The organism is Afipia sp. GW821-FHT04G03 (assembly GCF_059419985.1).
Map to the genome: position 1 here is coordinate 556,252 of NZ_JBWKSV010000003.1, position 13,531 is coordinate 569,782.

Below are 13,531 nucleotides of genomic sequence, written 5' to 3' on the forward strand. Positions count from 1 at the left end.
AGTACGCTTGACAGCTTCGTACTCGTTTATTATTTAGTTTAGATAAATAACTAATGGGTGACTTATGCTTCGGTCTGGCAAGGATTATCTTCGCTCGCTTCAGGATGGTCGGAAAGTCTATCTCGGAAATAAGCTGGTTGACGATGTCACAACGCACCCCGGCTTTCGAAACTCTGCGAAGAGCTTTGCTCATCTTTTTGATCTAAAGCGGGACGCGTCCCATACAGATAGCCTTTCCTTTGAATCTGAGGGCGATCGCCACAGCTTCTACTATTTACAGCCACGAAACACGCGCGATCTTCAGTTCCGGATGAAGGGTCACAAGCTGTGGGCCGATGCGAGTTACGGTCTCTTCGGCCGGTCCCCCGATCACGTCGCTTCATTCATAACCGGCATGACCTGCCGGCCTGAAGTCTTTGACGTCGCCGATCACGGTTTCAAGAACAGGCTATTGGATTACTATCGGTACATCCGGGACAATGATCTTTACGTGAGTTACGCCACTCATCCACCTCAGGGGGCCCGCAATTATTCATCGGATTCGAAGGCGCATTTCTTTAAATCGCCTGCCCTGCATGTTGAGTCCACAGATAGCGAAGGGATCACGCTCCACGGGATGAAGACCCTCGCAACAGGCGGTGCTTTTTGCGACGAGGTCTGGATCGGGAACTTGACCCCACTTGCCCCGGATCGCGTGAAAGAAGCCGTTACATGTGCAATTCCCGTCAACTCACCTGGTCTTTCGCTTTGGTCGCGCAGGTCCATGGAAGAAGCCGCAGCGAACGACTTCGATTACCCTCTGTCTTCACGATTCGACGAGAGTGACTGCATGCTTGTGTGCGAGCATGTCAAAGTACCTTGGTCCCGCGTGTTCACCATCGGGAACGTTGATCTTAGTCGTGCCATTTATATGGAAACCGGTGGCCACTACTTCGGCAATCACCAGTCAAACGTTCGATTCTGGTCAAAACTTCAATTGATTATCGGCTTGGCAAATAAGATTGCGAAGTCTGCCGGCGTGCGGGGAATTCCCGCCGTTCAGGACACGCTGGGCAAGCTGGCCGCAATGGAAGCCACCATTGCCGGGCTAGTCCATGGTCAAATTGCTGACTACCAGCCGCTTGGCGATGGCTATGTTGTCGTGAACCAACGGTATATGTACGCGGCGTTAAGCTGGTGTCAGGACAACTACGGCCCGATTTGCGCAATGGTGCGTGAGCTCATGGGCGGCGCCATCTTCCAGATGCCCGCTGATATTTCCATCATCGAGAGCGAGAAGCTCAACGACATCTTCGAGACCTATTGGGCGACGGAGAACGAGACAGCCCTCGACCGAATGAAGCTGTACAAGCTTGCTTGGGATCTGCTCGCCTCGGAGTTTGGCGCCAGGCACGTGCAGTACGAAAATTTCTACGCTGGCCCCCCGTTCCTTGTGCGGGCACACAGCATGAGGCTGGCTCCATGGCAAACCTTTGACACGACCGTCGATGACCTAATGGCGAGCTACGGACCCAAGTCGCCCTCTCAAGCCGCAGCGGAATAGAGAATGTCGGGGGACGCTCTCTTACCCACCACTTTCGATACACGGGCCTTTCGCAACGCGCTCGGGTGCTTTCCGACTGGCGTGGCGGTCATAACGGCGAGACCTGAGGGCCAATCGCCGGTAGGGCTTACGATTAGTTCGTTCGCTTCGGTGTCGCTTGATCCACCGCTCGTTCTTTGGAGTCTTCGCCGTGATGCCCCCAGCAAGGATGCGATCCTTAAAGCCGATCATTTCGTAGTCAACGTGCTAGACGAGGACCAACTTGACCTCGCTCACCGCTTTGCAAAGCCAGCACATGACAAGTTTAATGGTGTGAAGATTGCCGCGAATAGCTGGGGTGCACCATACATAGCTGACTGTATTGCCCGATTCGAATGCAGAATTTTAAGCTGCTTCGATGGCGGCGATCATGTGATATTTCTGGGAAGGGTAGAGCACTTCAATCACTCGGCGGGAACGCCGCTGGTCTTTTGCCGCGGAATGTTTGCGTCGTTGCACGGGTCAAAATAGTTTGGAGGTAAGTAGTTGAAGCGGTTCTCAGCCTGCTGAAAGCCCTTTGAGAAATTCATAGTGTAATTGGAATTAACGGTGCGCTATCATTCAGACTCAGGGGGAAATGTCATGAGTTTGAAGGGTGCCGGAAACGGCTTGTTATCTTCATTGACCGTGTATGAGCTGCTGCTCCGCGGAGCTGAAGGCGAGCCAAATTGGACCGGTGTCATCAGTTCACGCGCAATCCTGGGCGGACTCCATCACCACTACGCCCGTGTCTAGGTTTTCGGTACACACAATGGTCACGATGTCCCGCGATCCAACGATCGCCCGGCCTGTCGCGCCTCAAGCATCGCGCTCTTCCTGTATTCAGGCCGGCCAGTGACTTCTTCTCCTATCCACTCCGGAAGCGAAACTTCTTGGTCCATGCGATCGAGTTCGACTTCGGCGAGAACTACGCCGACCAACAGACCGTCATAGATATCGATTTCCCACTCTATGTCATCGAAGGGCACATGGTAACGGGTTTTCTCAAGGACGTTGGAGCCGCAATGTAACGCCAGCATTTCTTCCGCGTCGTCGCGCGGGATTTCGTATTCGAACTCCGCGCGCTGGCCCTGCCGCTGCCTGGACTTCACCGTAAGGGTCGCACGGTTCTCATAGAGCCGGACCCGGACCTTTCGGCCGTCGCTTGCCGCCAGTATTCCATCACGGAGATGCTCGCTTCGAGCGACCCGACGGCGCCACGTATCGTTCTTGACCAGAAACTTACGTTCGATTTCCTGCGCCATCAACATCCCAAACTCAACAGCGGTCCAGCTAATCTGATTGCACAACGGAACTTCCGTGTCTACATCATGGCACCGCGTCGGAGCGTTGCCACGCCTCTATGGGCCGCCCCGTTATTCGATTCGCAAAACGGCGGCGGCGAATCCCTGATCTAACCGAGCCTAGGGCCCTAATTTGGGTTGTCCAACTGGCTCGCGGGCGGGCTTCGCCTGATCCCTGCCCTCTCCTGCAAACCGCCGATGAGTCCACTCGCGCATGCTCTCGAATACGACATAGAGCATGGGAATAAGAAAGAGGCCGATCACTGTCGCCGCGATCATACCAGTGAAGACGGGTGTGCTTACCGCGTGCCGCGCGATCTGGGAGGCGCCCTTCGCCCAGACCAACGGCACGAGCCCGAGAATGAACGCGAAAGACGTCATGAGTACCGCACGGAAGCGCATTTCTGCGCCTCGGGCTGCCGCGTCAACGATGCCGTGCCCCTGCTCTCGCTGCTCTTTGGCGAATTCAACGATCAGAATAGCGTTCTTGGCCGCCAGCGCGATCAACACCACAAGGCCGATTTGCGCGTAGAGATCGAGCGTAAGTTTGGCCACGAGGATTCCGCCGATGGCACCAAGAACACCGACGACCACGGAGAGCAGCACTGGTATTGGAATGACCCAGCTTTCATAGAGAGCGACTAGGAACAGGAACGCAAACAACAGCGCCATGCCAAGCACGATTGTGGTCTGACCCGCTGCCCCCTGCTCCTGGTAGGCCGTGCCGGTCCATTCGAAGGCGTAGCCAGCCGGCAGCGTCTTCGCCGACACTTCCGCCATCGCGGTCAGCGCCGTTCCCGTCGCGACGCCGGGAGCCGGGCTGCCATTGATCGTGACCGACTGGTAATTATTGTAACGCGTGATGACTTGCGGCCCGGTGATTGTCCGCGCGGTGGCGATCGATTGGAGCGGCACCATCGTGCCCTTTGCATTGCGAATGTAGATCTTCCAAAGCGCGGAAATGTCGCGACGGTCTGCCGCCTCGCCTTGCAGGTTCACTTGCCATGTACGGCCAAACAAATTGAAGTTGTTTATGAAGTAGCCGCCGAGCGTGGACTGCAGGGTGGTGAAGACATCGCTGAGCGTCACACCCAGCGCCTGCGCCTTCTCTCGATCGATGTCGAGGAAAATTGATGGGGCGCTGGCCCCATACGTCGAGAAAACGCGCGACAGGCGCGCATCCTGATTGGCTGCCGCTATAAGCCCTTGAACGACGCTGCCCATGACCTTGGGATCAGCGCCTGCAAGGTTCTCCAACTGATATTCGAAGCCGCCGGTCGTCGACAGGCCGACCACTGGAGGAAGATTGAACGGGAGTACATTTGCCGTGCGTATCTGCTGCGACGCGTTGAACACCTTGGCGATCAGCGCCTGAGCGGTATCTGCTGCTGCAGTTCGATCCTCGAAAGGCTTTAGTATGGCGATCAGAAAAGCATTGTTGCTCGCCGAATAGCCGTCGAGCAAGGAGAAGCCGATAATCGCCATAGTGTCCTGCACCTGCGGCATAGATTTCAAGATGCTCTCGACCTGACGCACGGTTTCGCTGGTCCGGTTAACCGATGCGCCGTCCGGCAATTGAACGTTGATGAAGAACGCGCCCTGATCTTCCTCGGGCAGGAAACCCGTCGGGGTGACCTTCATGAGACCGAAGATACCGAATCCGAATGCCGCAACAAGCACGACGGAAACGATAGACAGCCGCAAGGTCTTGCGCACGATGGTAGCATAGCCTCCACGAACCTTATCGATCCCCCCACTGATGCGCCCCATGATGCCGCGCCGAGGGGAATGTCGGAGAAACACCGCACACAGGGCTGGCGATAACGTGAGCGCATTGATGGCGGAAATGAGCACCGATGCGCTGATCGTCACCGCAAACTGGCGGAACAGTTCGCCCGAAATCCCTGAAATAAAAGCGATGGGAACGAAGACGGCGAGCAGCACGAGCGTGATACCAACGATCGGCGCGGTCACCTGCGCCATGGCTTTCTTGGCCGCATCCACTGGGGAAAGTTCCGGCTCCTCTTCCATCACTCGCTCGACGTTCTCAACAACGACGATCGCATCGTCCACCACGATACCGACTGCGAGTACCAGCGCCAGTAGCGAGACCGTATTGGCTGAATAGCCTAATGTCAGAAGAATGACGAAAGTACCGACGAGACTGACGGGGATTGCAATGATCGGGATGATCGTCGCACGCAAATTCCCGAGAAAGACAAACACGACGATCGCGACGAGAACGAACGCCTCGATCAGGGCGGTGATAACCGCGCTGATCGTGTCCGTGACAAAGATGGTAGAATCGTGAACCACACGCGCCTTCAGTCCTTCCGGGAAACGGGCGCGCAACTTGTCGAGCGTTACGTTGATGGCCTTGGACACGGTGATGGCATTCGCGCCAGGGGCGAGATAGATGCCGACGGCGACCGACGGGTTTCCGTTCAAACGACTGAACGTATCCTCATTCTGTGCCCCGAGTTCAACGCGGGCGACATCCTGCACCTTCAGCACCGAGCCATCCTGGTTGGCGCGAATGACAATCGCGCCGAATTCCTCCGGTGTGGCCAGACGGCCCTGGGTCTGCAGGTTGAGCTGGAATTGCTGGTCGTCCGGCACCGGGCGAGCGCCAAGACGCCCGACGGGAGCCTGAACGTTTTGAGCCCGGACCGCCGCGATTACATCCGATGGCGCAAGTCCAAGGCTCGTAAGCTTCGACGTATCGAACCAGATCCGCATCGAATAGTCTTCGCGCGCGAAGAGGCTGGCCTGGCCGACCCCCGGCGTGCGCGACAGTTCGTCCATGACGTTGATGATAGCGTAGTTCGTTATGAATAGCGGATCGAGTTTACCGTCCTCGTTATACAGCGCGATGAACTGAAGGATCGACGAAGACCGCTTCTGGACCGTCAATCCCTGAACCTGAACTTCGGTCGGCAGGGAAGCCAGGGCCGTCTGGACGCGGTTGTTGACGTTGACAGTGTTGATGTCCGGATCCGTACCGAGGGCGAAGCTGACGGTGAGACTGTAACTTCCATCGGCGCCGCTACTGCTCTTCATGTAAAGCATCTTATCGACGCCGATGACCTTGGATTCCAGCGGCTGCGCTACAGTAGATTCCAGAACTGAAGCGGACGCGCCTGGATAAACCGCAGATACCTGAACCTGCGGTGGCACGATGTCGGGAAGTTGCGCGACCGGAATGCGCGATAAAGCGAGCAGTCCCGCAAGCGATATGACGATCGCGATGACGATCGCCAATCTCGGACGGTCGATGAAGGTTGAAGAAATCATGCCCTCACCTCGCGCCGCGAGCTGTTGGCGACGCTGGTCCGGGCGCCACGACGAGGTTTGGACGCACCCGCTGGATGCCTTCGACTACGACCTGCTCGCCGGGCTTTAGGCCCTCGGTCACGGCCGCGATGTCCGGTGTCGACTGCCCTAGTTTGACGCGACGCTGCTCGGCGACATTCTTGTCGCTGACGACAAAGAGATAGTCGCCCTGTTGATCGGAAAGCAACGCGGATCGCGGGACGGCCAACACTTTGAGCGGCTCAACCGCTTCCAGCAGAACGGTGACAAACTCTGCGTCGGACAATTCGTAAAGCTTGCTGCTCCCCACCGTCTGGATAACGGGATTGGAGATCGTGCCGCGCAGGGTGATGGTGTCGGTATCCTGCGCGACGCCGATATCGACGAAATCCAGCTTTCCGGTCGAACTGTAAAGTTCGCCGGTCGGCAGGCGCAGACGAATTTTGACGGCGTCGAAGCCGCCCTTGTCAGCGTAGCGGTCCCTTAGTTCAAGAACGCGACGCACCGAGACAGGAAAGGTCACATACATGGGATCTGGACTGACAATCGTCGCCAGCGTTCCGCTGGTGGGGCTGACAACGTTACCGATCGTGATCGAGGTTCGGCCAATGCGGCCGTCGATCGGCGATTTTATTTCTGTGTAACCGAGATTGATCTGCGATTGATGGAGTTGCGCTTGCGCAGCCTTTACCTGCGCTACCGCCGTGCGCTGCGTCGCCAGCGCGCTGTCGACCGCGACCTGCGTACCGGAGTTTTTCTGCAACAGGTCCTGCGCGCGAGAGAGCGTGAGATTGGCGTTCTCCAGTTGAGCCTGAGCCTGAGCAACGGCCGCTTCTTTAGCCTCGACGTCGGCCTCGAACGGAGCGCGCTCCAGCCGGTACAGAAGCTGTCCCTTCTTGACGTCCGCGCCTTCTACAAAAAGCCGCTCGTTCATGAACGCCGTCACGCGCGCGACCAGATCAACGCGATCCCGAGCCTGAATGCGACCGTTAATTTCCGTGCTTTCCGTCATCGGCCGAAACTCAGCCTTGACTACACCTACCGCCGGCGGCCCGCCGGGGGGCACTTGCGCCATCGCCGGCGCCACAAACAAAAGTGTTCCCATGATTGTGACAGTACGAAGCGACGGGGACGCGCGCATGGCAAGCTTCCTTTTAGTCGGCGACGAATAATCACGGGGAACAACTAAGACCCGCGCCAAATCTAATCACGAGTAGAGGGATTGCCCAATAGCATTGTGTGTACCGAAAATCTAAACTCGCACGTAATGGTGATGAAGGCTGTCAAGGATAGAATGCGATTTGATGCTTCCGGTCGGCTGAACTGGGCGAGAGACCGGCGCGTCTTTATCCAGTAACCGATGCGTTCTGATGTCGTTGTAATAGCGTGCGTACGATCACAGAATCTGGCGCAGATGCGCCGCAATTTTGCGCCTATTCAGAATAAAGCTACGAAGTTACATATTATTGAAATTACCGTATGATATCAGGAGACAGCGAACTTTTGAACGGCCCGCTGTCTCCTCCAATCTGCGTAGCAGTTGTCTTAAGCCGACCTAACGGGAGCGGCTGCTACCGCCGGACGGGCGCGGACCTCCCGCAACAGAAGCAGGCCCAGCACACCGACCACCGCTGAGATGGCGACGTAGTAGACCGGGCTCATCTTGTCGCCGGTGATGGCGATCAGCCAAGTGATGGCAAACGGCGCCAGTCCGCCGAACAACGCCACGCCAACGTTGTAGATCATCCCCACGCCGGTCGAACGGACCCCAACCGGAAACAGATCCATCAGCAGCACTGGTGTCGGTCCCCAGATGAAGGCCATCACGAGCGACGTCGCCATTTGGGCGAGAATTAACCGGCTGAGCGATGGCTCCGCGAGGAGGTGGTGCACCGTCAGCCACACCACAACCGCATAAATGACTACCGCCGGCAGAACCACCACCCGGCGGCCGATGCGATCGGAAAGGCTGCCTGCGAGGGGGCAGAAAACGACGATCAGCGCCGTCGACAGCACAGACGAGAGCTGCGCGCCGCTCATCGGTATTCCAAGTTGCCGAACAGCATAGATCGGGATGTAAAGCAGCATCACGTAGTAGGAAACCGTGCCCATCACCACGATGCAGAAGCCGACCACGAGTTCGCGCAGATGCTTTGTGAAAAGCTCGGCGAGAGGCGTATTCGCCGACTTGTGCTTGGATTGCAGATAGCGCTGAAACTCGGGCGTTTCATCGATGTTGGAGCGAAGCCAGTAGCCGAACGGGCCGATCAATATGCCAAGGATGAACGGAACCCGCCAACCCCAGCTTTCCAGCGCCGCGGGCGACGCATAGGTGGTGGCGAGATACGCCAGAAGCGCGCCGACCGTGAAGCCAAGCGCCTGTGATACCATCTGAAAGCTGCCGTAGTAGCCGCGGCGGCTCTCCGGCGAATACTCGACCAGCATCGCGGTGGCGTTGGAGAATTCGCCGCCAACGGAGATGCCCTGGATCAACCTTGCGACTACCATGAGCAGCGGTGCTGCAATGCCGATCGCAGCGTAGGTCGGCAACAAGCCGATCATACCGGTGCCGATCGCCATCATGATGATCATCAGCGTCAATGCACGTTTGCGGCCCAGCCGATCAGCATAAAGCCCGAACAGGACACCGCTCAGCGGACGCACCGCAAACGCGACCGCGAATGTCGCAAACGTCAGCAGCATCGAGTTGACGTCGTTGCTGGCCGGAAAGAACAGTTTTGAAATGATCGGTGCAAACATGCCGAAGATCGCGTAGTCGAACCATTCGAAGGCGTTGCCCAATGTCGATGCGACCACCACGCGGCGACGCATCGCCGACGTGGCATCGTCCGAAGCGAGATCTCTTGATCCAGTGCTGCCTTGGATACCCATTGCTTCCCCCAATTTTATGTTTTGTAGATCAGTCCCTATTCAGCCTATCGTAGGCAATCTGCACGAACATCGCGCCGCCGATCGGCATGATCGCATCGTCGAAAATATACTCGGGGTGGTGGCAGTTCTGGCCACTCTGCCCGACGAAGAAGTAAGCCCCCGGCCGCTCCTGCAACATGAAAGAGAAATCTTCCGACGCCATCACCGGCGTGATGTCGGCGACCAGATTGTCCGGCCCGACGACGAGCCGCGCCGCCCGTTCGACCACCGCGGATTGTTCGGCGTGATTGACCGTCGGCGGACAGCCGGGCCCGATATCGCAAGCGATCTTGATGCCAAAACAGTTGGCAACCCCGTCGCAGATCTCGCGAACGCGACGCAGCAACAGCGCCCGGCCATCTTTCGACATCGAGCGGATCGTGCCCTCCAGCACCACCAGATCGGGAATCACATTGGCAGCCGTGCCGCCGTGCATGGTGCCGATGGTCACGACCCCGGAATCCATGGCGTTGAGCGAGCGGCTGACGATGGTCTGCAACAAGCCGACGAGTTCGCAAGCGGCGACGATCGGATCGATGCCCTGATGCGGTTGCGCCCCATGTGCACCAACACCGTGCACCTCGATCCGCAGCGGATCGCAACCTGACAGGATCGCACCGGCGCGAATGCCAATCTTGCCAGGCGTCATCAGCGGGTTGTTGTGCAGGCCATAGACTTCGCTGACCGGCGCATGGGTGAACAGGCCGTCAGCGATCATCGCCGGCCCGCCGCGCAAGGTTTCCTCGGCAGGCTGGAAGATAAAATAGACTGTGCCGGCGAAATCCGGATGCTCGGAAAGATATTTGGCTGCACCCAGCAAGGTCGAGGTGTGCCCGTCATGCCCGCAACCGTGGAACGCGTCCGGCCGAGTTGAGCGATACGGCACGTCCGCGCGCCCGGTCATCGGCAAGGCGTCCATATCGGCGCGAAAGCCAATAGCGTTGTTACCCGGTCGGCGGCCGCGCAGCGTCCCGATCACGCCGGTGCCGCCTATACCAGTGCGGACCTCGATGCCCCAACTGGTGAGCAGTTCGGCAACCTTCGCTGCGGTGCGGGTTTCTTGGAATCCGATTTCCGGATAGGTGTGGAAATCATGGCGCCAGCTCGCCAACAACGGCAGTTCGCGCTGCAGGTATTCAAGAGCACCCATCCCCGCCCCATCGACATGTTGCGCGCCAGAAGCCGATAGGCTTCAAGGAACCAAAGGCTTCCACGCGACGGATTTGGCCATCAAGGCCGCACCCGCTTGTTCGGAGCCAATCACGATTAGTTGGTATTTACAACAATATTGTTTGACAACAATACGGGCCAGGACCGGCCCGCGAACGAGGGACCCATGCGGCGAGAAAAGGTCGAGCGCCACTTAACTTATAGGATGGACACTCTGAGCAGCAGCGCGATCGACATGGCCAACGAAGTCTATGTCCGGTGCTGCGGCCTCAATGTGCGCGAGCTGCGCATCCTGCGTCTCACCGACGACAACCCGGGCATCACCTTCAGCGATCTCGCGGCGGAGACCAGGTTCGAGCGAAGCCTGACATCGCGCCTGCTGTCGAAGCTCATCAAGGACGGACTAATCCGGCGAACGATCGGAAAGAAAGACGCGAGGCAATTCAATCTGCACACCACCGCAAAAGGACGCGAGATGTGCGGAAAGGCCACGCAGATCGCTGGCGAAGTAGAGGAGCACTTTCTAACACCGTTGTCCGCGGTGGAGCGCGAAACCCTGGATTCCTGCATCCAGAAACTGACTGAATGGGTGGACGGCGGCGGCAAGGATGTGATCGGGCAACTCGTCCCGTCGAAACGCCGAGGTTCGACTAACAAGGTTTGATGGCGCGAGCTTTCCTGAGACTTGGAGTCTGAGTCATCTGGATAGAATCGATCGGGGATCCCCCGGACAGGCAGCCTTTATCCGATCGAGCGCATCCAGCCGCTATGCCTGCCCGACAGATTGACTGTTTGAGAATAACTCGACTTCATCGAACAGGACATTACGCTGACAATCGGCGTGATTGCCAGAACCGCGACGTAGGAAGACGAATCGATGCAATTTCATCTCGACGGATTTCGGCCCGGTGACCCGGCGATCGCGCGCGCGTCCGATACGCACGACAGTCCGCCCAGCCATATCGATGTGCTCATCGTCGGCTGCGGTCCCGCAGGCCTGACGCTCGCGGCCCAGCTTGCTGTATTTCCGGACATCGCCACGATGATCGTGGAAAGCAAGGACGGCCCGCTTCAGGTGGGGCAGGCGGACGGCATCGCTTGCCGCACTATGGAGATGTTCGAGGCTCTCGGTTTCAGCGAACGCGTTCAGAAGGAAGCCTACTGGGTCAACGAAACGGTTTTCTGGAAACCGGACCCGGACCATCGCGGCAGCATCGTCCGCAGCGGCCGCGTGCAGGACGTCGAGGACGGGCTGTCGGAAATGCCGCACGTCATTCTCAATCAGGCGCGGGTGCACGACTTCTTGCTGGAGACGATGCGCCACGCGCCGTCGCGACTGGAGCCGGTCTATGCGCGTCGGCTGGTGCAGCTTGAGACGGCATCCGTCAACGCCAGCGCGCATGAGCCGGCAGGCTATCCGGTAACCGCGTTTCTCGAACGCCTTGATCTAGGGCACGAAGGCGAGATCGAGACGGTCCATGCGCGCTACGTCGTCGGCTGCGACGGGGCACGAAGCAAAGTACGGCAAGCGATCGGGCGCGCGCTGGTTGGTGATTCCGCCAATCAGGCCTGGGGTGTCATGGACGTGCTGGCGGTGACCGACTTTCCGGACATCCGGTTGAAGGCCGCGATCCACTCGGCGAACGACGGCAGCATGCTGGTCATTCCGCGCGAGGGCGGATACCTTGTTCGGCTCTATATCGAACTCGACAAGCTGGCGGAGGGCGAAAGAGTCGCGAGTAAGAACATCACCTCGACTCATCTCGTTGCTGCCGCGCAGCGCATCTTCCGTCCTTACAGTCTCGACGTGAAAGAGATCGCGTGGTGGTCGGTCTACGAGATCGGGCAGCGGCTTTGCGATCGCTTCGACAATATGCCGGATGGCGCGGACGGGACGCGAACTCCATCGGTGCTCATCGCGGGTGATGCCTGCCACACCCACAGCCCGAAGGCCGGACAGGGCATGAATGTTTCCATGCAGGACGGTTTCAATCTCGGATGGAAGCTGGCGTCGGTAATCCGTGGGCAGTGTTCGCCTGCCATCCTCAACACCTATTCGGACGAGCGTCGCGCGCTCGCGAAAGAACTGATCGACTTCGACCGCGCCTTCGCAAAAATGTTCAGCGCCCGGCCTAGTGATTCCAACACAAAGGATTCGGCCAGCGCCGATGGCGTTGGAATCGATCCAGCGGAATTCCAGCGCTACTTCGTCAAGCAGGGTCGCTTCACCGCCGGCACCGCCGTTCACTATGGGCCGTCGCTGATCTCGGCCGCGCCCACATATCAGCATCTCGCGACGGGCTTTGTCGTCGGCATGCGCTTTCACTCGGCGCGTGTAATTAGGCTGGCCGACGCCAAGCCGCTTCATCTCGGCCATGTAGTGAGGGCGGACGGCCGCTGGCGCCTGTTCCTGTTTGCCGACGATAAGACGCCGGATCATCCTGCGTCGCGCCTACGCGCGCTATGCGATTTTCTTGGCCGGTCTGATCACTCGCCTGTCAGAGTGCATACTCCGACCACAGCAGATATCGATTCGGTGATCGATGTGCGCGCCGTCTTTCAACAGGCCCATCGCGATCTCGCCTGTGATGCGATTCCGGACCTGCTACGGCCGCGCAAGGGCCGGTTCGGCTTGATCGACTACGAGAAGGCGTTCTGCCCAGACAAAAAAAGCGACGACGATATTTTCGAGCAGCGAGGCATCGACAGGTCGGCCGGATGCATCGTCGTGGTGCGGCCGGATCAATTCGTAGCGAATGTCCTTCCGCTAGATGCGCATGAGGAACTTGCTGCCTTCTTTCGCGGATTTATGATGCCGGTCGATGCCGTCTATAGCGGACCAACAAAGCACTATCCGTAGTTTCAGACCCCGACGACCTAGGTATTTCCGCGCTGGAGGCGAAGCCGGCAATTGCTCGTCCAAACTCCCTGCGTTCGGCGTCTGATCAATGGCCGCCTCATCGGCTGGAGCGGCTTAAGGTGGCCCGACTGCGATCAGACAATGAATCGGCTCAAATATTCCATTGACCCCGCCCGTGCCGCCGTCACTTTCCTTTCGGCAAGGCGCACTGTTCAAGTTGCGCCCATCCGGCCGCCGCTGGCCATTCGCGGCACGTGCCGCCCTTTGCATGGGCGCGCCGGTATTGGCTGGACACCCCAGATCACCCGCGCCGCTGACTGATAAGCCTTCTCATCAGGCTGAATAGGATCCTATAATTTCCTTGTCTGTCGGCGAACTGACTCCACTTTGTGG

9 protein-coding genes are annotated in these 13,531 nt (G+C 58.3%); 4 read left to right on the forward strand and 5 right to left on the reverse strand.

Annotation, left to right across the window (positions count from 1 at the left end; translation table 11 throughout):
• Positions 1-64 precede the first annotated feature (64 nt).
• Positions 65-1,543, forward strand: coding sequence for a 4-hydroxyphenylacetate 3-hydroxylase family protein (locus AC07UB_RS17010; protein ID WP_492790638.1), 1,479 nt, complete (start codon positions 65-67; stop codon positions 1,541-1,543).
• A gap of 3 nt (positions 1,544-1,546) precedes the next feature.
• Positions 1,547-2,053 carry a flavin reductase family protein gene (locus AC07UB_RS17015; protein WP_492790639.1) on the forward strand — a complete coding sequence of 169 codons (507 nt, stop codon included), beginning with the start codon at positions 1,547-1,549 and terminating at the stop codon, positions 2,051-2,053.
• A gap of 284 nt (positions 2,054-2,337) precedes the next feature.
• Here AC07UB_RS17015 and AC07UB_RS17020 read toward each other — a convergent pair whose 3' ends face one another.
• The 5 genes from AC07UB_RS17020 to AC07UB_RS17040 form a co-directional block, all read right to left on the reverse strand.
• Complete coding sequence (locus AC07UB_RS17020) at positions 2,338-2,826, reverse strand: CYTH domain-containing protein (protein ID WP_492790640.1); 489 nt, start codon at positions 2,824-2,826, stop codon at positions 2,338-2,340.
• Positions 2,827-2,985: 159 nt separating this feature from the next.
• The gene (locus AC07UB_RS17025; RefSeq protein WP_492790641.1) at positions 2,986-6,159 is read right to left on the reverse strand and encodes an efflux RND transporter permease subunit; all 3,174 of its coding nucleotides are present in this window, start codon (positions 6,157-6,159) and stop codon (positions 2,986-2,988) included.
• 4 nt (positions 6,160-6,163) lie between these two features.
• Complete coding sequence (locus AC07UB_RS17030; protein WP_492792682.1) at positions 6,164-7,318, reverse strand: efflux RND transporter periplasmic adaptor subunit; 1,155 nt, start codon at positions 7,316-7,318, stop codon at positions 6,164-6,166.
• A 404-nt stretch (positions 7,319-7,722) separates the two neighbouring features.
• On the reverse strand, positions 7,723-9,069 hold the full coding sequence (locus tag AC07UB_RS17035; protein WP_492790642.1) for an MFS transporter: 1,347 nt from the start codon (positions 9,067-9,069) through the stop codon (positions 7,723-7,725).
• Positions 9,070-9,097: 28 nt separating this feature from the next.
• Entirely contained in the window at positions 9,098-10,258 is a 1,161-nt protein-coding gene (locus AC07UB_RS17040; protein WP_492790643.1) for an amidohydrolase, read from the reverse strand.
• 225 nt (positions 10,259-10,483) lie between these two features.
• Here AC07UB_RS17040 and AC07UB_RS17045 point away from each other — a divergent pair, with 225 nt between their 5' ends.
• Positions 10,484-10,942, forward strand: coding sequence for a MarR family winged helix-turn-helix transcriptional regulator (locus AC07UB_RS17045; RefSeq protein WP_492790644.1), 459 nt, complete (start codon positions 10,484-10,486; stop codon positions 10,940-10,942).
• A gap of 213 nt (positions 10,943-11,155) precedes the next feature.
• Positions 11,156-13,138, forward strand: a complete 1,983-nt coding sequence (locus AC07UB_RS17050) for an FAD-binding monooxygenase (protein ID WP_492790645.1) — start codon at positions 11,156-11,158, stop codon at positions 13,136-13,138.
• Positions 13,139-13,531 lie beyond the last annotated feature (393 nt).

Coding starts and splice junctions, on each gene's coding strand:
- AC07UB_RS17040 (WP_492790643.1), bottom strand. CDS start 10,258: ATGGGTGCTCTTGAATACCTGCAGCGCGAACTGCCGTTGTTGGCGAGC.
- AC07UB_RS17050 (WP_492790645.1), top strand. CDS start 11,156: ATGCAATTTCATCTCGACGGATTTCGGCCCGGTGACCCGGCGATCGCG.
- AC07UB_RS17015 (WP_492790639.1), top strand. CDS start 1,547: ATGTCGGGGGACGCTCTCTTACCCACCACTTTCGATACACGGGCCTTT.
- AC07UB_RS17035 (WP_492790642.1), bottom strand. CDS start 9,069: ATGGGTATCCAAGGCAGCACTGGATCAAGAGATCTCGCTTCGGACGAT.
- AC07UB_RS17030 (WP_492792682.1), bottom strand. CDS start 7,318: ATGCGCGCGTCCCCGTCGCTTCGTACTGTCACAATCATGGGAACACTT.
- AC07UB_RS17020 (WP_492790640.1), bottom strand. CDS start 2,826: ATGGCGCAGGAAATCGAACGTAAGTTTCTGGTCAAGAACGATACGTGG.
- AC07UB_RS17045 (WP_492790644.1), top strand. CDS start 10,484: ATGGACACTCTGAGCAGCAGCGCGATCGACATGGCCAACGAAGTCTAT.
- AC07UB_RS17010 (WP_492790638.1), top strand. CDS start 65: ATGCTTCGGTCTGGCAAGGATTATCTTCGCTCGCTTCAGGATGGTCGG.
- AC07UB_RS17025 (WP_492790641.1), bottom strand. CDS start 6,159: ATGATTTCTTCAACCTTCATCGACCGTCCGAGATTGGCGATCGTCATC.